This window comes from Amycolatopsis sp. NBC_01488, assembly GCF_036227105.1.
GTDB lineage: Bacteria > Actinomycetota > Actinomycetes > Mycobacteriales > Pseudonocardiaceae > Amycolatopsis.
Genome location: NZ_CP109434.1, coordinates 8,188,442 through 8,207,018 on the forward strand (window position 1 = coordinate 8,188,442; position 18,577 = coordinate 8,207,018).

Consider the following 18,577-nt stretch of genomic DNA (forward strand, 5'->3'; position numbering starts at 1 on the left):
ATGCCCCTCACGATCGCTTGCTCCGAGTACGACACGACCCGTGCGCTGTTCGACCGCACGGACGTCGAGGTCACGACGGCCGCCACGCTGCCCGAGATCTTCGAAAGGGTGATCAGCGGGCACGAGTTCGACGTCGCCGAGCTGGGCCTGACGTTCTACCTCCGATCGCTGGAAGCCGGCCTGCCGTACGTCGCGTTGCCGATCTTCCCCAACCGGGTGTTCCGGCATTCGTGCGTCTTCGTCAACACCCGCTCCGGGATCACCGGGCCGGCCGATCTCGTGGACCGGACCATCGGCGAGTTCGGCACGTACGGCCAGGACTCCGGCGTGTGGGCCAAGGGAATCCTGATGGACGAGTACGGCTTCGAGCCGTCGCGGAACCGCTGGGTGATCGGCGGGCTCGAGCACCCGTCGCCGCCGTTCGGCTTCGTCCCGCACCCGCACCCGGACGACGTGTCGCTCGCTCCCGCGGACCGGGCCCTGAGCGACCTGCTGGCCACGGGCGAGATCGACGCGCTGTTCTCGGCGAACGTGCCCCAGTGCGTGCTGGACGGCGCTCCGGACGTCGCGCGGCTGTTCCCGGACCACGAGCCCCTGGAGCGCGACTACCACCGGCGCACGGGGATCTTCCCGATCATGCATGCGGTCGTGATCCGCCGCGAGCTCGTGGCGCACGCCGACGAGGTGTACCGGATGTTCTCTTCCGCCGCGGCTTCGGCCGCCGACCGGTACCGCCGTGATCGCCGGCTGTACCAGGTGCCGACGATGGTGCCGTGGATGAACGCGTTGGTGGAGCGCACCGAAGCGCAGTTCGGCACGGACTGGTGGCCCTACGGGATTTCGGCCAATCGTGTCGTTCTGGAGACGTACCTGCGGTACCACCACGAACAAGGCCTGTCCCCACGCCGGTATTCGGTCGGCGAGGTCTTCGCGATGATCGACACGTGAGTTCTTGTCGGTGGTGCCGGGTAGCGTTCCGCACATGGCACTTTCGGTGGAGGACCGCGAGCAGTTCCTGGCAGAACCCCACGTCGGCGCGCTGTCGGTGACCGAGTCACCGGACCGCGCACCGCTGACGATTCCCCTCTGGTACCAGTACACCCCGGGCGGCGAGCTCTGGCTGCGCACGCTGCCGCGGTCCCGCAAGATGAAGGCGATCGACGCGGCGGGCCGGTTCAGCCTGCTGGCGCACCGCACCACCCCGACGGTCCGGTACGTGTCGGTGGAGGGACCGGTCGTGCGGACGGAACCGGACAGTCCCTCGCGGGCGCGCGAACTGGCGGCGCGGTACCTGGCCCCGGAGAAAGTGGACGCCTACCTGGAGTTCGAGCGGACGCAGATCGGGGAGCACGTCGTGGTGTACCTGCGGCCGGAGCGCTGGCTTTCGCTGGACATGGGCGAGTCATGATGTCCACTTCGGACTGACCGGCCGGCCTGGCTGCCCGCGGTGACGCGGTGCGCTGCACGTCGAGCCCGGCGGGGCGAGGCGGCTGCCGCGGGCGGTGGCGCGGGCCCCGTTGGGCGACAAGCCGTTCGTGGAGCAGCCCCGTCGACGCGGCGGCCGGTCGCACGCACGGTGACCGGCCGCGGTGAGTCGTGCGCGGCCGCCGAGCCGGGCTCACCGCTCGCTCAGTAGGGCGCCTCGCGCGGTGCCGGCCGTGGCCGCGGGGCCTGCGGGCGGGGCGCCTGCGCACGCGGGGCTTGCCCACGGGGCACCTGGGTTCGCGGGGCCTGCGCACGGGAGACCTGGGTTCGCGGGGCCTGCGCACGCGGCACCTGCGGCCGCTGCGGGGGCGGCCCCCGGCGCACCGGCGGGCGGGCCGCCGCCGGGCGGGGCACGCGCTCCCGCCTCTCGGCAGGTTCGGGCTCGGCCGCCCGGGCCCGGGACGGCCGGTTCGCCCACGAATCGAACAGCACGATCAGCCCCGCGAACACCGCGCACCCGAGCCCCAGTGCGACGTTGACCAGGGACCCGATGATGCCGGCCACCAGCAGCACCGGCAGCACCGCCATCAGGCAGAACGGATCGATCCTGCCGAACTTCGGGCGGGACGGCCCCTCCCGGGGACTCACCGCGCGACCTCCGCTTTCCCTCGCGCCATGGTCGCAGTATGCAACTCCCAGCCCGAACCAGCCACCGTCAAGCCCAAAATCCGGACAAAGCGCCTGACTCGCGACTCGGAATCTCGCCAAGCCATCCGGCTTCCCCGCCTGAGAGCCGGCGTACTACAGCGCCGCTCCCACCGCCGGCTCGGCGTCCCACCGGGGTTCACCACCAGGCCTTCTCCGGTGCGCGCCGGCTGACCGTTCATCACCCGAACCGGTGAACCCGGCGCCCGGCCGTCATGGCCGCGACGACGTCCCCTCTCCTTGTTCGTCGCGGTGGCCGGGCGGCACGCCCCCCGACCGGCCGGTCACCGCGCACACGTTCCCCGGCCCCGCATACTGGGCGGGTGAGCGAACCGATCCCGCTGTTCCCGGTCACCCGCGTCGATCCCACCCGGTTCGCCGACGCGCAGCACCGCCTCTTCACCGGGATGCGGCTGCGGATCGGCCGGTCCGGGGTCGCCCACCGGGTCGCGTGGGTGCCCTGGCTCGACGAGCTGACGCTGCCCGCGCCCGCCTGCCACCAGGGGTGGTCCGGGCTCGGCGCGGCGGGCGAGATCGCCCCGGTCGACCTGCCGGTGACCTGCCGCAAGTGCCTGCGCCTCGGCGGCGAGCCGGACGATCCCGCCCAGCACACCCTGTTCGCGCTGCCGGAGCCGAGCTGACCGGTTAGGCCCGCACCGGCCGGGTACTTCGAGCGGATGACGGAGAACCGAGACGCCGACGGGTCGATCCGGCGGTTCACCGGCGAGCTCGTCGGGGCCACGATGGCCGGCGCGTACGAGGACGTGGCCGACGCGCTGGGCGTGCTCACCCGCGACGGCTCGGCGCACGTCCGCACCGGCATCGTCACCGAGCTGGTCGGCCGGTGCGCGGCCGTGGTCCGCGCCCGCCACCCCGCCGACCCCGGCGCGATCTTCACCGTCGCCGTGGCGGACGACCAGGCCCGGCCGGTCGACGTCGACCGGCTGCCGCCGGGGCCCCTGGCCGCCTTGCGCGCTCTCCTCGCGGCCCTGGGCGACGACGAAGCGAGCCGGGACATCCAGGTCGGCCTGGCCACCCGCGGGGCGCCCGAGGACGTGCTCGGTATCGTGATCCACTTGCTCGTGTGGCTCGTCGAACTGTCGGACAGCTCGGCGGCCGCCCTTCCGGCGCTGAGCTGTTTCGTCCCCTGACCGCCCCGTCCGCCCGGCTCCGAACCCTCGCGACCCCGTCGCCGCCCGCGAAAGAAGGCCCCGATGAGCACGGTCCCGGACGGCACCATCGAGGTCAGCGGCCCGGCGGGCGGGACGGTGACCGTGTGCGCGCACGGCGCGCCGGCGGCGGAGGACTTCGCGGCCGCGCTGACCACCGCGGCCGGCGAGGCGTCGACCGTGCTGGTCGACCTGAGCCGGGTCGACCACTTCACCACCGAAGCCGTCGCGGCGCTGATCCCCCACCTGCAGGGCGCCGGTTGCCGGGTGATCGTCACGGCGTCGGCCGCGGTGGAGGGCAAGCTCGCCCGGCTCGGGCTGGCCGGAATCGTCACCCCGGCCACGAAGTCCGTCACCTGAGGGCGGCGACCTCTTCGTCGATGAGCAGGCCGGGATCGAACCGCATGCCGGTGAAGTAGCCTGCCAGCTCCAGCGAGAGCACGCCGTGCAGCCGCGTCCAGAACGCGAGCGCGCGGTGCAGCCCGGGTGCGCACCGGGTGTCCACACGGGACACCCGGGCCGCGTCAGCGCAGCGGCTCGAGTGCCTTCGCCAGTGGCTCCAGCACGGCCGGGGTGTGCGGCGGCGGCAGGTACACGATCGCGAGGTCGAGACCCGCTTCGCCGAGCGCTTCCGCTTCGGCGGCGACCTTCGCGTAGTCGCCGTCGGGGCCGAGGCGGACGTGCGAGGACAGCGTGATCTCGGCCGGGTCGCGGCCGATGTCCGCGCAGTGGCGGTGCAGCACCTCGCGCTTGCGGGCGAACTCCTCGGGCGTGCCGCCGACGAAGTTCCAGTGCTGGGCGTACTTCGCGGCCGTGCGCAGGGTGCGCTTCTCGCCGCTGCCGCCGATGCAGATCGGCGGGTGCGGCTGCTGCACGCCCTTCGGCTCACAGCGGGCGTCGGTCAGCTGGTAGTGCTCGCCCCGGAACGTCGTCGTCTCCTGGGTCAGCAGGCCGACGAGCACCTCGCAGCCCTCCTCGAAGCGGTCGCTGCGTTCCTTCACCGAGCCGAGCCGCATGCCGTACGCGCCGGACTCCTCTTCGTTCCAGCCTGCGCCGATGCCGATCTCCAGCCGGCCGCCCGAAACGATGTCGAGGGTGGAGGCCATGTTCGCCAGCAGCGCCGGGTGGCGGTAGTGGATCCCGCTGACCAGCGTGCCCAGCCGCAGCCGCCGGGTGGCCTGCGCGAGCGCGGTGAGCGTGACCCAGCCTTCGAGGCAGGGCCCGGTCGGATCGGAGAAGATCGGGTAGAAGTGGTCGAAGGTCCAGCCGGACTCGAACAGCTCGATCTCGTCGGCGGCCTGCCACACGGCGAGCATGTCCGCCCAGACGGTGTCCTGGGGCGAGGTCTTGATGGCGAATCGCATGATCGCGATCGTAAACCTGGAGTTCCTCCAGGACGGTGCGTCGCCCGATCCGGTGAAGCGTCCCATCGCGCCGCCGTCCCCGGGTACTCCCTTCCCGAGGAGGACACGATGCCCGACAACGAACTCACGGGGTTCCTGATCATCGGCATGATCTTCGTGATCGCCGACGGCCAGGTCCTCTACCGCGGCGGGCGCCGCTACCTGAGCGGCGGCCCGGACGGCGGCGAAGGCACCGGCTCCCTGGCGTGGATGGTGGTGACGGTCTTCCACCTGGTCGCGTTCGGCGTGCTGGCGCTGCTGTCGGTGGTGGGCCCGGGCTGGTCGGGCTCGACGGCCGCGCTGGTCGGCCGGCTGGGCGTGTTCCTGCTGCTGCTGGCGGTGGCCCACGCGCTGACGCTGGCGGTGCTCGGCCGCCGGCGGCAGGACCACATCGTGGAGAGCCACTACCAGGACCGCGAGACCGACCTGCCGGGTGCCGAGCCCGGGCTCGAGCAGCCGACGGTCACGCCGGTGCCGGGCCAGGGCGGGCCGACCCCGCACGTGAGCCCGGACCTCGGGAACCACGGCCCCTACCGGACCTGAGCCCGGGCGAACCGTGGTGGTCACATGACGGTGCGTGGTCGCCGCCGCCCATCCAGGTAATCACTCGTCCGTGTCTGATCCGGGGCGGCACCGCCTCGAATGCCGCAGTGCGCACTACTGCCCGTCGGCAAACGGCGGTGCTCCCCGCACCCGCGTGACCGCTTCGAGTTGTCCTTTCCGCTGGAAATCACTTTTCGCGAACCGCCGGAATCGGCTTTGCCACAAGGAATCCTTGTCCCGCGTGGCGATTTTGGTAGCGTGGCCGGGATTTCCCTCGCCGCCGGGCCGCGTCCCGCCGCGGTGTCTCCCCGTTTCCGTTCCGGCGAAAGGACTTTCTTCATGCGCACGACCCTGCTCCGAGCCGGGAGCCTCGCCGGGGTGACCGTCGCCGTGCTCGCCGGCGCGCCCGGTCCCGCCACCGCGGACGACGCCGTCACCGGGTCCGCCTTCGGCGCGTCGGCGAGCGTCACCCTGCTTCCCGGTGTCCTCACCGGCGGCAAGGGGAGCACCGTCGACACCGGGCAGCTGGCCAGGTCGAGCAGCGCCGGGCCCGCCGAGGCGAGCGTCGCCGACGTCCCGCTCGAGGGACTCGTCACGGCGAAGGCGATCAGCAGCTCCGTCGTCGACGGCGCCGGGTCCGTGACCGCCAGGGCGAGCGTCGCCGAGGTGACGCTGCCGCTGCTCGCCGCGGCCGCCGGGCGCGTCCCGTCGATCCGGCTGATCAGCGCGCGCTGCGCGTCGGCCGACGGGCACGTCACCGGCAGCAGCGACCTCGCGGGGGTGAACCTCGGCCGGCTCGGGACGCTGCCCGCCGCCACCTCGCCCAACCGGAAGCTCGGCATCCCGGGCGTCGCCGAGGTGACCGTCGACGAGCAGACCCGGCGCTACGACGGCACGCTCGAAGTGACCGCCCTGCACGTCAAGCTGCTCGGTGGCCAGGCCACCGGGGCGCTCGGCAGCGGCGACGTCAAGCTCGCCTCCGTGTCGTGCGGGCCGTCGAAGGAACGCGCGCCCGAGGCACCGCCGAAGGGGCCGGGCCAGGTCGTCGTCGTCCCCGCCGGTGCCCCGCAGACCGGCGACGGCAGCCTCGCCGACGAGGGCTGAGCCGATGCTGCGCCGCGTTCTCCTCGCCGCCGTCTCCGCGCTGCTGCTCGCCGGGTGCGGCGCGACGACGACTCCTGCGGCCCCGCCGCCGGTACCGGCCGCCGCCGGGCCGGCCCGGTCCCTGCCGACCGCGCTCGACGTCCCGGCGATCGACGCGAAGTCGACGCTGGTGTCGCTCGGCCTCAACCCCGACCGGACCGTCGAGGTGCCGCCGGTCGACCAGCCACTGCAGGCCGGCTGGTACGAGTACGGCCCGGCCCCCGGCGAGGCCGGGCCCGCGGTGATCCTCGGCCACATCGACGGCGACCACCGCAAGGGCATCTTCTGGCGGCTGCACGAGCTGAAGCCCGGCGACCCCGTGCACGTCGACCGCGCCGACGGCGGGCAGCTGACCTTCGAGGTGACGAAGGTCGACCAGATCGCCAAGAAGTCGTTCCCGACGGAAGCGGTGTACGGCAACACGTCCGGCCCCGAGCTGCGCCTGATCACCTGCGGCGGCAAGTACGACGCGGCGAGCCGCACCTACCTCGACAACGTGATCGTGTACGCCAAGCTCAAGCGGTGACACGGTGACACGGTGACACTGCGACGCTAGGAGCGGCTCGCCTTCCGGAACTCCCGGTTGAGGCTCGCGATGCTCGCGAACGGGATGCCCTTCGGGCACGACGCCACGCACTCGCCGGTGTTCGTGCACCCGCCGAACCCCTCCGCGTCCATCGCGTCCACCATGGCCAGCACCCGCTGGGCCCGTTCCGGCCGTCCCTGCGGGAGCAGCGAAAGGTGCGTCACCTTCGCCGCCGTGAACAGCGTCGCCGAGCCGTTGGGACACGCCGCCACGCAGGCGCCGCAGCCGATGCACGTCGCGTTGTCGAACGCCAGGTCCGCGTCCGGCTTGGGGACCGGGGTGGCGTGCGCGTCCGGGGCGCTGCCGGTCGGGGCGCTCACGTACCCGCCCGCCTGGACGATCCGGTCCAGGGCCGACCGGTCGACCACCAGGTCCTTGAGCACCGGAAAGCCCTTGGCGCGCCACGGTTCCACGTCGACGACGGCGCCGTCTTCGAACGAGCGCAGGTGCAGCTGGCAGGACGTCGTGCGCTCCGGGCCGTGCGCCTGCCCGTTGATCACCACGCCGCACGAGCCGCAGATGCCCTCCCGGCAGTCGTGGTCGAAGGCCACCGGCTCCTCGCCGTTGTCGATCAGCTCCTGGTTCAGCACGTCGAGCAGTTCCAGGAAGGACATGTCCGGGCTGAGGTCGTCGACGGGGTAGGACACCAGCCGGCCCTCGGTGGCCGGGCCGGCCTGCCGCCAGACGCGGACGGTCAGTTTCACGTGTAGCTCCGCTGGGTCGGGTGGACGTGCTCGAAGGTGAGGTCTTCGCGGTGCAGCACGGGTTTCTCGCCGTACTCCCACGCCGCGACGTAGGCGAAGTGCTCGTCGTCGCGGCGCGCCTCGCCGTCGGGGGTCTGGTGTTCCTCGCGGAAGTGCCCGCCGCAGGATTCCTCGCGCGCGAGCGCGTCGACCAGCAGCAGCTCGGCCAGCTCCAGGAAGTCGGCCACCCGGTTCGCCTTCTCCAGCTCCTGGTTCAGGTCCGCCGCGACGCCGGGGATGCGGACGTCCCGCCAGAACTCCGCGCGCAGACCCGGGATCCGGTCCAGTGCCTTGCGCAGGCCTTCGCGGCTGCGGGACATCCCGCAGTGGTCCCACAGCAGCAGGCCCAGCTCGCGGTGGAACGAGTCGGCCGACCGCGTGCCGCCGACCGCGAGCAGCCGGGAAATCCGGTCGCGCACCTCGGCTTCCACCCGCGTGACCTCGTCGTGCTGGGGCGACACCGAGTCGAGGCGGGTCCCGCCCAGGTAGTCGTTGAGGGTCGCCGGGAGCACGAAGTAGCCGTCGGCGAGACCCTGCATCAACGCCGACGCGCCGAGCCGGTTGGCACCGTGGTCGGAGAAGTTGGCCTCCCCGATGACGAACAGGCCGGGGATCGTGCTCTGCAGGTCGTAGTCCACCCACAGGCCGCCCATCGTGTAGTGGATGGCCGGGTAGATCCGCATCGGGGTCCGATAAGGGTCCTCCGCGGTGATGCGCTGGTACATGTCGAAGAGGTTGCCGTAGCGGGCTTCGATCGCCGGGCGGCCCATGCGCTCGATCGCGTCGGCGAAGTCCAGGTAGACACCCAGGCCGCCGGGTCCGACGCCGAGCCCCGCGTCGCAGACGTTCTTCGCCGCCCGCGACGCGATGTCGCGTGGCACCAGGTTGCCGAAGCTCGGGTACAGCCGCTCGAGGTAGTGGTCGCGCTCGTCCTCGGGGATTTCCGACGGCGGCCGGGGGTCGCCCTTCCGCTTCGGCACCCAGATGCGGCCGTCGTTGCGCAACGACTCGCTCATCAGCGTGAGCTTCGACTGGTGCTCCCCCGAGCGCGGGATGCACGTCGGGTGGATCTGGGTGAAGCACGGGTTGGCGAAGTAGGCACCGCGCTTGTGGGCGCGCCAGATCGCGGTGGCGTTCGAGCCTTTGGCGTTGGTGGAGAGGTAGAAGACGTTGCCGTAGCCGCCGGTCGCGAGGACGACGGCGTCGGCCAGGTGCGTCTCGATCTCGCCGGTGACCAGGTCGCGGGCGACGATGCCGCGGGCCCGGCCGTCGACGACGACCAGGTCGAGCATCTCCGTCCGCGCGTGCAGTTCGACGGTGCCCGCGTCGATCTGCCGCGACAACGCCTGGTACGCGCCGATCAGCAGCTGCTGACCCGTCTGGCCGCGCGCGTAGAACGTCCGCTGCACCTGCACGCCGCCGAACGAGCGCGTGTCGAGCAGGCCGCCGTACTCCCGCGCGAACGGCACGCCCTGCGCCACGGCCTGGTCGATGATCTGCGCCGACACCTGGGCCAGCCGGTACACGTTGGACTCCCGCGACCGGAAGTCGCCGCCCTTCACCGTGTCGTAGAACAGGCGGTACACGGAGTCGCCGTCGTTGCGGTAGTTCTTCGCCGCGTTGATCCCGCCCTGCGCGGCCACCGAGTGCGCGCGCCGCGGGGAGTCCTGGAAGCAGAACTGCACCACGTGGTAGCCCTGTTCGGCCAGCGTCGCCCCGGCCGAGCCGCCGGCCAGCCCGGTGCCCACCACGATCACGCGGTGCTTGCGACGGTTCGCCGGGTTCACCAGCTTCGCGGCGAACTTCCGGTCGTCCCAGCGGTTTTCCAGCGGACCGGCGGGTGCCTTGGTGTCGGTGATCGGGTCGCCGGTCGGGTAGCCGTCCATCAGTGCACCAGTCCCGTCATGACCGCGACCGGGACGAGCGCGTAGCCGCCCGCGATCACGACCGCCGTCGTGCTGCCGAAGATCTTGATCGCCCGCTCCCGTCGCGCACTGGTGACGCCGAGCGTGCGCGCCGCACTGGCGAAGCCGTGGTGGATGTGCAGGCCGAGCATCGCCAACGCCACGAGGTAGATCAGGTTCACCCACCAGACCTGGAAGTCCGCGACGAGGTTGTGGTACGGGTCGCCCGGCACGAAGTCGCGGTTCACCGTGCCCACGGTGAAGTCGAGGATGTGCCAGCCGACGAACACCGCGAGCGTCGCGCCGCCCCAGCGCATCGTGCGCACCGCGAAGGTCGCGCGGACCGGGCGCCGGTGGACGTAGCGCACCGGTCGCGCCCGCAGGTCGCGCCGGACCAGCTGGACCGCCGCGGTGACGTGCAGGACGAGCGCGACCAGCAGGACCACGCGCTGGATCCAGAGGAACCAGGCGTAGCCCAGGACCGGCTCGCCGATCGTCCGCAGCCAGTGCGCGTAGTGGTTCAGGTCGCCGGCGCCGAGGAACGTCTTGAGGTTGCCGACCATGTGCGCGAACACGAACGCGAGCAGCAGGCCGCCGCTCACCGCCATGACGATCTTCTTGCCGATTGTCGAATCCCAGAACCGGCGGACGTTCGAGCGCCGCACCGCGAGGTCGTTTGCCACCCGATCGACGGTAGGAGCGGTCTCATCAGAGGTCAAAGACATCGTAGCTCTGCACTCGATAGGCATTGACTATCATCGAGTCATGCAGCTGCACCAGCTCGCCTACTTCGTCGCCGTCGCCGAGCACCGGCACTTCACCCGCGCCGCCGAGCAGATGCGGGTCGCGCAGCCTTCGCTGTCCCAGCAGATCCGCACGCTCGAACACGACCTGGGCGCGCCGCTGTTCCACCGGATCCGCGGCAACGTCTCGCTCACCGAAGCCGGTGAGGTCCTGCTCCCGATCGCGCGGCGGATCCTGGCGGAGACCGAAAGCGCGCGGCTCGCGATCCGGGAGCTCGACGAGCTGGACCGCGGCCGCGTCCGGCTCGGCGCGCCGCCCAGCCTGTGCACGGGCCTGCTGCCCGCGATGCTGTCGGCGTTCCGCCGCCGGTACCCGGGCATCCAGCTGGAGCTGCACGAGAGCGGGTCCGGTGACCTCCGGCAGCGGCTGGCCGAAGGCGCGCTGGACCTGGCGCTGCTGGCCGGGGCCCGGATGTCCGGCGATCCCCACCTGGCGGCGACGCCGTTGCTGCTGGAGGAGCTGGTCGTGATCTCCCCCGCGGACGCCCCGGTGCGGAGCACCCGCCTGGAGGTCCGCGAGCTGGCGGACGTCCCGCTGGTGATGTTCCGCCGCGGCTACGACGTCCGGGAGGCGACGGTCAACGCGTGCCGCGCGGCTGGGTTCGAGCCGTCGTTCGCGATCGAGGGCGGCGAGATGGACGCCGTGCTGGAGCTGGTGCGCGCCGGCGTCGGGTCGGCGGTGGTGCCGAGCACCGTGGCGGGCGAACGGTTCCGGATGAGGCGGTTCTCCCCGGACGCGGGCATGACGCGGATCGTCCAGCTGGCCTACCGCACGGAGGTCGACCCGACGCGGGCCGTGCGCGCGCTGCGTGCCGCGATCGTCGGGTTCGTGGCCGACCGCGCGAGCCTCCCGCCCGGTATCGAGTCCCTTGTGGACAGACAGGCCCGACCAACGGAGGGTTGACCGCCGCCGCGTTCAGGAGTGCGATGGACGCCGTGAATCGTCTGCGCTCGGCCGCCGTGCTCGTCGTCCTCGCCGGTTCCCTCCTGGCCCCGGTCCCCGCCTCCGCGTCGACCGGCCTCGGGTTCGACCTCGACGCCGCCACCATCCCCGAACTCCAGCAGCGGATGGACCACGGCGGCCTGACCGCCGTGCGGCTGACCGCGGCCTACCTGCACCGCATCGACGTCCTCGACGGCAAGGTCCACTCGGTCGTCGCCGTCGACCCGGGCGCGCTCCGCGCCGCCGCCGCCAGCGACGCCCGCCGGCGCGCGGGCCGCACGCTCGGGCAGCTCGACGGGATCCCGGTGCTGCTCAAGGACAACATCGACACGCGCGTGCTGCCGGCGACCGCGGGTTCGCGGGCGCTGCCGCGCAGCCGCCCGGCCGCCGACGCGGCGCTGGTGAACCGGCTGCAGCGCGGCGGCGCGGTGATCCTCGGCAAGACGAACCTCTCCGAGTGGGCGAACTTCCGGTCCACGCACTCGACGTCGGGCTGGTCCGGGATCGGCGGCCAGACGAACAACCCCTACGTCCTCGACCGCAACCCGTGCGGCTCGTCGTCGGGGTCCGGCGCGGCCGTGGCGGCCACGCTGGCCCAGGTCGCGCTCGGCACCGAGACCGACGGCTCGATCGTCTGCCCGGCCGGCGCCAACGACGTCGTCGGCGAGAAGCCGACGCTCGGGCTCGTCAGCCGGACCGGGGTCGTGCCGATCTCCGCGGAGCAGGACACCGCCGGGCCGATGGCGCGCCACGTCGTCGACGCCGCCGTCACGCTGTCGGTGCTGCAGGGCCGCGACCCGGCCGATCCCGCGACGGCGGCGATCCCCGCGGGGCAGCCGCGCGACTACGCGGCGCTCCTGAACCCGGGCGCCCTGCGCGGGGCCCGGATCGGCGTCTGGCGGCTGGCCGGCCTGGACGCCGACGTCGACCGCGTCGTCGGCGACGCCGTGCGGACGCTGACCGCCCGCGGCGCCACGGTCGTCGACGTCGACCTGCCGTACCAGGACCAGATCGGCGCCGCCGAGACACCGGCGCTGCTCACCGAGTTCAAGCACGACCTGAACGCGTACCTCACGCACCGGCCGGGCCACCCCGCCACGCTCGACGAGCTGATCGCCTTCGACCGGCGCGACCCGGTGGAGCTGTCGAAGTTCGGCCAGGAGCTGTTCGAGCAGGCCGCGGCCGCGCCGGCCCCGAGCGATCCGGCCTACCGGCAGCAGCGCACGACGGCGACGTCGCTGGCGCGGCGGTCGATCGACGAGACGCTCTCGCGGCTGCACCTGGACGCGATCGTGGCACCGACGAACAGCCCGGCGTGGAAGACGGACTACGCGGCCGGCGACGCGTTCGTGCTCGGCTCGTCGACCCCGGCGGCCGTCGCGGGCTACCCGAACGTGTCGGTCCCGGCCGGGTTCGCGGGCCCGCTGCCGATCGGCGTGTCGTTCTTCGCCGGCCGCTGGGCCGACGCCCGGGTCCTCGCACTGGCCGCGGCGTTCGAACGGGCCGCCCCGGCGCGCCGGGCACCCGCGTTCCTGCCGACGCTCGGCTCCTGAGGGTCGTCGGAGGTCGCCGTCCTCGGTCAGCCGCGCATCGGGCCGCGCGGCTCGAAGCCGTGCGGTTCGAAGCCCTGCGCCACGACCGAGGCCAGCAGCAGGAGCACGATGACGGCGACGACGATCATCAGCACCCGCCGGCGCGCGGGGGCCGGCTGGGCCGACCGTCCCAATAGGACAGCGACGTCGGCGGCGAGGGTCCGGCCGGCGGCGGCCAGCACCGGCCGCCAGCCCGTCGCCACCTCCGCCGTCTCCGGTGCGGGCAGGTCCGCGGTCATCGCGGCCAGCTCGTGCCGGAAGCGGGCTTCCTCGAGCCGGCCCAGGCGGTCCTCGACCTCGTCCATCGTCAGCCGGCCTTCGCCGGCCGCCGCGTAGAGGGCCGCGCGGACCTGCTCACGTTCCGCATCCGAGCACCGGATTCCGTCCGTGGCCGGGGAAGGGGCGGTGCCGAGCACGCTGTCGCTCATACTCATCTCTTTCCGTGTCGGTGAGATCCCTGACCACGAGGCTAACTCCGGAATCCGCGGCCGGGCGCCGCCGATCGTTAACGTTCGATGAGAGTTGCCCGCCCCGGCGACGACCTCGACTACAGTTACGGTGTGTCATCGAAAGCCGGAGGAAGGGACACCGGGTGCACCTGGTGATCGTCGACGACGAGACGGCCGTGCAGGACTCGCTGTCCCGCACTCTGCGCTTCGAGGGCTACACCGTCTCCGTCGCCGGCGACGGGGCCGCGGGACTCAAGCTGGTCCGCGACGAAACGCCCGACGGCGTCCTGCTCGACGTCACCATGCCGGTGCTCGGCGGCCTGGAGACCTGCCGGGTCCTGCGGGCCGAAGGCAACACCGTGCCGATCCTCATGCTGACCGCGCGGACCGCGGTCACCGACCGGGTCGCCGGCCTCGACGCGGGCGCCGACGACTACCTCGTCAAGCCGTTCGCCCTGCAGGAGCTGCTGGCCCGGGTGCGGGCGCTGCTGCGGCGCACCGACTACCACACCCCGCCCGCGCCCGCCGCTCCCCCGGCGCTGCGGTTCGGGGACGTGACGCTCGACCCGGGGACGCGGGAGGTGTTCCGCGGCGGCCGTCCGGTGCACCTGACCCGGACCGAGTTCGCGATGCTCGAGACGTTCCTGCGCCACCCGCGGATCGTGCTGACCCGCACCGTGATGTTCGAGAACGTGTGGGGCTACGACTTCGGGACCGCGTCGAACGGCCTCGACGTCTACGTCAGCTACCTGCGCCGCAAGCTGGAGGCCGACGGCGAGCCGCGGTTGCTGCACACCGTGCGCGGCGTCGGGTACGTCCTGCGCGAGGAACCGCTGTGAGACGGCCCCGCTGGAAGACGCTGTCGCTGCGGGCTCGGCTGGGCGTGCTGGTGGCCGGCGCGGTGGCGGTGGCGGTGGTCACCGTCTCGGCGAGCTCGTGGAGCATCACCCGGGCGAACCTCTACGACCAGTTCGACGCCCGGTTGCAGTCCTACGCCCAGCTGGCGGCGAAGACGTCGTCGCCGGAGGAGGCGCTGGCAACGCTGCGGTCCACCGAAGACCGCCCCGCATTCGGCCGGGACGGCGGGCTGACCGTCCAGTTCCGCTCCGCCACCGGCACGGTCACCGGCACCGCGGGCATGATGCCGGTCATCCCGCCGCCCCCGGCGGACGCGCCCGTCGCGGCGGCCTCGACCGGCCACGCGTCCGACATCCGCCGCATCGCGGGCGACCGGTTCCGCGTGTGGACGGCCCAGCGGCCCGGCGGCGGGACGGTGGAAGTCGCCCAGGACTCCGAGGACGTCGAGAACACGCTGGCGCGCCTCGGCGTCTGGCTGCTCGTCGTGTCGCTGGCCGGCGTGCTCGGGGCGACGCTGACCGGCCGGGCGGTCGCGCGCTCGGCCCTGCGGCCGGTGGACGACCTGACCGCGGCGGCCGAGAACGTCGCCAGGACGCAGGAGCTGTCGGCGGCCATCGACGTCACCGCGACCGGCGAGATCGGCAGGCTGGCGACGTCGTTCAACGAGATGCTCGGCGCACTGGGGCGCTCGCGCGACGAGCAGCGGCGGCTCGCCGAGGACGCCGGGCACGAGCTGCGGACGCCGTTGACCAGCCTGCGCAACAACATCGAGCTCCTCATCCACGCCGAAGCGAACCCCGACCGGCAGCTGTCGGCCGAGGACCGCTCGCGGCTGCTGGCCGACCTCGACACCCAGGCCACCGAGCTCACCGCGCTGATCGGCGAGCTGGTCGACCTGTCCACCGGGGAGCGGCCGAGCGAAGAGGCGGAACGGCTGGCGCTGGCCGACGTCGTCGGCTCGGCGGTCGAACGCACGCGGTCTCGGTGGCCGAAGGTGTCCTTCACCGCCGAGCTGACCGACGCGGAGGTCGTCGCGCGCCCCGCGGCGCTCGAACGGGCGGTGCTGAACGTGCTCGACAACGCCGCGAAGTGGTCACCGCCCGGAGGCACCGTGCACGTGTCGATGGCGGTGGCACCAGACGCGGTGCGAATGCGCGTCGACGACGAAGGCCCGGGCATCGCCGAAGCCGACCTGCCCCACGTCTTCGAGCGGTTCTACCGGGCCGACGCCGCCCGCGCGCTGCCCGGCTCGGGGCTCGGGCTGGCGATCGTCGACCAGGTCCTGACCCAGCACGGCGGGCACGCCTCGGCGTCGCGTGCCGACACCGGCGGCGCGCGGTTCGACTTGGTCCTGCCGCCTTCGCCAGGAAACCCCGCGCCATCTTCATCGGATTCTCCTGGACGGCCGGCACTGTCCGACAGGTGACTTCCACGGCCCTTATCGATTCAGAAACTCTCTGCTAGCCTGCGTCGCGGACCCGCGCACGGCAGCGCCGCCGGCGCCCCTGGGGAACTTTCTTCGAGGAGCTGAGATGACGGCAATCGCCCGTGTTCGTGGCCGTGAGGTGCTCGACAGCCGGGGCAACCCGACCGTCGAGGTGGACGTTCTCCTGGAGGACGGCTCGCTGGGCCGGGCCGCCGTCCCGTCGGGTGCTTCCACCGGCACGCGCGAAGCGGTCGAGCTGCGAGACGGCGACCAGGCGCGCTACCACGGCAAAGGCGTCCGCAAGGCCGTCACCGCGGTCAACACCGAACTCGCCGAAGCGGTCGTCGGGCTGAACGCCGAAGCGCAGGCCGAGGTCGACGCCGCGCTCATCGCGGCGGACGGAACGCCTAACAAGGCCCGGGTCGGCGCCAACGCCACGCTCGGGATCTCCCTGGCCGTCGCGAAGGCCGCCGCGGCGGCGAACACCCTGCCGCTGTACCGCTACGTCGGCGGCGTCTTCGCCCACCAGCTGCCGATGCCGATGATGAACATCGTCAACGGCGGCGCGCACGCCGACAACCCGATCGACTTCCAGGAGTTCATGATCGGCCCGGTCGGCGCCGAGACGTTCGCCGAGGCCGTGCGGATGGGCTCCGAGGTCTTCCACACGCTGCGCGCCTCGCTGCGGAAGGCCGGGCACGGCACCAACGTCGGCGACGAAGGCGGCTTCGCGCCCAACCTCGCGTCGGCCGACGAAGCGCTCGAGTTCGTCGTCCGCGCGATCGAGGAGAGCGGCTACACCCCCGGCGAGGACATCGCGCTGCTGCTCGACCCGGCCGCGTCGGAGTTCTACGCCGACGGCGTCTACGACTACCGCGGCGAGGGCCGCAAGCGCAGCGTCGAGGAGCACGTCGCCTACCTCGCCGACCTGACCACGCGCTTCCCGATCGTCTCCATCGAAGACGGCCTCGCGCAGGACGACTACGACGGCTGGAAGCAGCTCACCGACGGCATCGGCGACCGCGTGCAGCTCGTCGGCGACGACGTCTTCTGCACCAACGTCAAGCTGCTCCAGGACGGGATCGACCGCGGCATCGCGAACTCGATCCTGATCAAGGTCAACCAGATCGGCACGCTCACCGAGACGCTGCTGACCGTCGACACCGCGCACAAGGCGGGCTACTCGGCCGTGATGTCGCACCGCTCCGGCGAAACCGAGGACACCACGATCGCCGACCTCGCGGTCGCCACCGGCTGCGGCCAGATCAAGACCGGCTCGCTGTCCCGCTCCGACCGCACCGCCAAGTACAACCAGCTCATCCGCATCGAAGAAGAGCTGGGCGCCGAAGCCCGCTACGCCGGGCGCGCCACCCTCCGCGGCCGCCGCTGATCGGCGGACCGGGCCGATCTGTAGTGCCATAGGACGCGTGAAGCCTTTTCACTCTTTCCTGGACAAGGTGGACGAGCGGCTCGGCGACGGGCTCGAGCACGTCCTGTGCGCCCATCACCGGCGGCGGCTGCGCGCGCTGGGCTGGGGCGACGTGCTCGGGCCCGGCGGCGCGGACGACCGCCTCGGCGGCCGGCCCGCGGTCCGCGACGGCAACCGCGTCGAGGTCCTGATCGACGGCGAAGAGACGCTGCCGTCGATCGAGGACGCCATCCGGCGCGCGAAGTCCCACGTGCACATCGCCAACTGGCACGCGAGCGCGGACTTCCGGCTGACGCGCGAGCCCGGCGCCCTCACCCTGCGGGAGCTGCTCGCCGAGACCGCCGAGCGCGGCGTCGAGGTGCGCGTGCTGCTGTGGGCCGGGCCGCCGGTCCCGGCGTTCCAGCCGACGCGGGGCCTGGCGCGGCGGGAGCAGCGGAAGCTCACCGACGGCTCGGCCGTGCGCTGCGTGCTGGACTCCCGCGAGCGGACCATGCACTGCCACCACGAGAAGATCGTGGTCGTCGACGACGCGGTCGCGTTCGTCGGCGGGGTCGACTTCACCGCGCTGGAGGGCGACCGGCACGACAGCCCGCAGCACCCGCCGCGGCCGATCGGCTGGCACGACCTGGCGTCGCGGCTCGAAGGCCCGGTCGTCGCCGACGTCGCCGACCACTTCCGAAAGCGGTGGACGGAGGTCGCCGACGAGGACCTGCCGGCGCCGGACGTGCCAGGGCCGGCCGGCGGCACCCGCGTCCAGCTGCTGCGCACGGTGCCGAACAGCACCTACGGCTTCGCGCCCCAGGGCGAGTTCACCATCCTCGACGGCTACCTGCGGGCCCTGCGCTCGGCGCGCCGGCTGGTCTACCTGGAGAACCAGTTCCTGTGGTCGCCCGAGATCGCCGAGGTGCTGCTCGACAAGCTGCGCCACCCGCCCCATGACCGCTTCCGCATGGTCCTGCTGCTGCCGCGCAAGCCGAGCAACGGCGCCGACACCACCCGCGGCCAGCTGGGCAGGCTGCTGGACGCCGACGACGGCCACGGCCGCCTGCTCGCGGCGACGATCAGCGCCCACGACGGCGATTCGGGCGCACCCGTCTACGTGCACGCGAAGCTCGGCATCGTCGACGACGAGTGGCTGACCGTCGGGTCCGCGAACCTCAACGAGCACTCGCTGTTCAACGACACCGAGGTCAACATCGCGACCGACGACCGCGAGCTGGCCCGCACGACGCGGCTGCGCCTGTGGGCCGAGCACCTCGGCCGGGACGTGGCCGAGGTGGACGGCGACCCGGCGGACGTCGTCGACCACCTCTGGCGGCCGCTGGCCCGGGAGCAGGCGGAGCGCGAACGCCGGGGCGAGCACCGCACGCACCGGCTGGTGCTGCTTCCCGGCGTCTCCCGGCGGGCGGGCCGGCTGCAGGGACCGCTGCGTGGACTCCTCGTCGACGGCTGAAGC

20 protein-coding genes and 1 pseudogene are annotated in these 18,577 nt (G+C 72.6%); 14 read left to right on the forward strand and 7 right to left on the reverse strand.

Annotated elements, in window-relative coordinates:
* Both OG738_RS38460 and OG738_RS38465 read left to right on the forward strand, forming a co-directional pair.
* Entirely contained in the window at window positions 1–948 is a 948-nt protein-coding gene (locus OG738_RS38460; protein WP_329048430.1) for a 4,5-dihydroxyphthalate decarboxylase, read from the forward strand.
* A 34-nt stretch (window positions 949–982) separates the two neighbouring features.
* Complete coding sequence (locus OG738_RS38465) at window positions 983–1,408, forward strand: pyridoxamine 5'-phosphate oxidase family protein (RefSeq protein ID WP_329048432.1); 426 nt, start codon at window positions 983–985, stop codon at window positions 1,406–1,408.
* A gap of 221 nt (window positions 1,409–1,629) precedes the next feature.
* Here the strand turns inward: OG738_RS38465 and OG738_RS38470 are convergent, their stop codons facing one another.
* Complete coding sequence (locus tag OG738_RS38470; RefSeq protein WP_329048433.1) at window positions 1,630–2,073, reverse strand: hypothetical protein; 444 nt, start codon at window positions 2,071–2,073, stop codon at window positions 1,630–1,632.
* Between the two features lie 380 nt (window positions 2,074–2,453).
* On the opposite strand from OG738_RS38470, the gene OG738_RS38475 reads away from it, so the two are divergent.
* The 3 genes from OG738_RS38475 to OG738_RS38485 all read left to right on the forward strand — a co-directional run bounded on the left by OG738_RS38475 (window position 2,454) and on the right by OG738_RS38485 (window position 3,659).
* The gene (locus tag OG738_RS38475; protein WP_329048434.1) at window positions 2,454–2,771 is read left to right on the forward strand and encodes a hypothetical protein; all 318 of its coding nucleotides are present in this window, start codon (window positions 2,454–2,456) and stop codon (window positions 2,769–2,771) included.
* Between the two features lie 36 nt (window positions 2,772–2,807).
* The gene (locus tag OG738_RS38480; RefSeq protein ID WP_329048435.1) at window positions 2,808–3,281 is read left to right on the forward strand and encodes a hypothetical protein; all 474 of its coding nucleotides are present in this window, start codon (window positions 2,808–2,810) and stop codon (window positions 3,279–3,281) included.
* Window positions 3,282–3,344: 63 nt separating this feature from the next.
* Window positions 3,345–3,659 (forward strand): hypothetical protein, encoded by a 315-nt coding sequence (locus OG738_RS38485; protein WP_329048436.1) that lies wholly within the window; start codon window positions 3,345–3,347, stop codon window positions 3,657–3,659.
* Here OG738_RS38485 and OG738_RS38490 read toward each other — a convergent pair.
* Window positions 3,652–3,780, reverse strand: a pseudogene (locus OG738_RS38490) (TetR-like C-terminal domain-containing protein); the annotation flags it as partial. The gene OG738_RS38485 and the pseudogene OG738_RS38490 overlap by 8 nt on opposite strands.
* 43 nt (window positions 3,781–3,823) lie before the next feature.
* Complete coding sequence (locus OG738_RS38495) at window positions 3,824–4,663, reverse strand: LLM class F420-dependent oxidoreductase (protein ID WP_329048437.1); 840 nt, start codon at window positions 4,661–4,663, stop codon at window positions 3,824–3,826.
* 108 nt (window positions 4,664–4,771) lie between these two features.
* On the opposite strand from OG738_RS38495, the gene OG738_RS38500 reads away from it, so the two are divergent.
* The 3 genes from OG738_RS38500 (at window position 4,772) to OG738_RS38510 (ending at window position 6,914) form a co-directional block, all read left to right on the forward strand.
* The gene (locus OG738_RS38500) at window positions 4,772–5,245 is read left to right on the forward strand and encodes a hypothetical protein (protein ID WP_329048438.1); all 474 of its coding nucleotides are present in this window, start codon (window positions 4,772–4,774) and stop codon (window positions 5,243–5,245) included.
* Between the two features lie 339 nt (window positions 5,246–5,584).
* On the forward strand, window positions 5,585–6,349 hold the full coding sequence (locus tag OG738_RS38505) for a choice-of-anchor P family protein (protein ID WP_329048440.1): 765 nt from the start codon (window positions 5,585–5,587) through the stop codon (window positions 6,347–6,349).
* Window positions 6,350–6,353: 4 nt separating this feature from the next.
* A complete protein-coding gene (locus tag OG738_RS38510; RefSeq protein ID WP_329048441.1) occupies window positions 6,354–6,914 on the forward strand; it encodes a class F sortase in 561 nt (186 codons plus the stop codon).
* Between the two features lie 26 nt (window positions 6,915–6,940).
* Here the strand turns inward: OG738_RS38510 and OG738_RS38515 are convergent, their stop codons facing one another.
* Genes OG738_RS38515 through OG738_RS38525 form a run of 3 tightly spaced genes read right to left on the reverse strand, consistent with a single transcriptional unit; the run spans window position 6,941 to window position 10,304 of the window.
* Window positions 6,941–7,678, reverse strand: coding sequence for a succinate dehydrogenase/fumarate reductase iron-sulfur subunit (locus OG738_RS38515; protein WP_329048442.1), 738 nt, complete (start codon window positions 7,676–7,678; stop codon window positions 6,941–6,943).
* On the reverse strand, window positions 7,675–9,603 hold the full coding sequence (locus OG738_RS38520; RefSeq protein ID WP_329048444.1) for a fumarate reductase/succinate dehydrogenase flavoprotein subunit: 1,929 nt from the start codon (window positions 9,601–9,603) through the stop codon (window positions 7,675–7,677). The genes OG738_RS38515 and OG738_RS38520 overlap by 4 nt, the downstream gene beginning before the upstream one ends.
* Window positions 9,603–10,304: a succinate dehydrogenase cytochrome b subunit gene (locus tag OG738_RS38525; protein ID WP_329048446.1), complete on the reverse strand. Its 702-nt coding sequence runs from the start codon at window positions 10,302–10,304 to the stop codon at window positions 9,603–9,605. The genes OG738_RS38520 and OG738_RS38525 overlap by 1 nt, the downstream gene beginning before the upstream one ends.
* Window positions 10,305–10,386: 82 nt before the next feature.
* Between OG738_RS38525 and OG738_RS38530 the strand changes: the two genes are divergently transcribed.
* Window positions 10,387–11,328, forward strand: a complete 942-nt coding sequence (locus tag OG738_RS38530; protein ID WP_329048447.1) for a LysR family transcriptional regulator — start codon at window positions 10,387–10,389, stop codon at window positions 11,326–11,328.
* Window positions 11,329–11,351: 23 nt separating this feature from the next.
* A complete protein-coding gene (locus tag OG738_RS38535; RefSeq protein ID WP_329048449.1) occupies window positions 11,352–12,920 on the forward strand; it encodes an amidase in 1,569 nt (522 codons plus the stop codon).
* Window positions 12,921–12,946: 26 nt separating this feature from the next.
* On the opposite strand, the gene OG738_RS38540 is transcribed toward OG738_RS38535, so the two are convergent.
* The gene (locus OG738_RS38540) at window positions 12,947–13,387 is read right to left on the reverse strand and encodes a DUF1707 SHOCT-like domain-containing protein (protein ID WP_329048450.1); all 441 of its coding nucleotides are present in this window, start codon (window positions 13,385–13,387) and stop codon (window positions 12,947–12,949) included.
* Window positions 13,388–13,551: 164 nt separating this feature from the next.
* On the opposite strand from OG738_RS38540, the gene OG738_RS38545 reads away from it, so the two are divergent.
* The 4 genes from OG738_RS38545 (at window position 13,552) to OG738_RS38560 (ending at window position 18,574) form a co-directional block, all read left to right on the forward strand.
* Window positions 13,552–14,247: a response regulator transcription factor gene (locus OG738_RS38545; RefSeq protein ID WP_329048451.1), complete on the forward strand. Its 696-nt coding sequence runs from the start codon at window positions 13,552–13,554 to the stop codon at window positions 14,245–14,247.
* The gene (locus OG738_RS38550; protein ID WP_329048452.1) at window positions 14,244–15,692 is read left to right on the forward strand and encodes a HAMP domain-containing sensor histidine kinase; all 1,449 of its coding nucleotides are present in this window, start codon (window positions 14,244–14,246) and stop codon (window positions 15,690–15,692) included. The genes OG738_RS38545 and OG738_RS38550 overlap by 4 nt, the downstream gene beginning before the upstream one ends.
* A gap of 106 nt (window positions 15,693–15,798) precedes the next feature.
* A complete protein-coding gene (gene eno, locus OG738_RS38555; RefSeq protein WP_329048454.1) occupies window positions 15,799–17,082 on the forward strand; it encodes a phosphopyruvate hydratase in 1,284 nt (427 codons plus the stop codon).
* 37 nt (window positions 17,083–17,119) lie between these two features.
* Window positions 17,120–18,574, forward strand: a complete 1,455-nt coding sequence (locus OG738_RS38560) for a phospholipase D-like domain-containing protein (protein WP_329048456.1) — start codon at window positions 17,120–17,122, stop codon at window positions 18,572–18,574.
* Window positions 18,575–18,577: the final 3 nt, after the last annotated feature.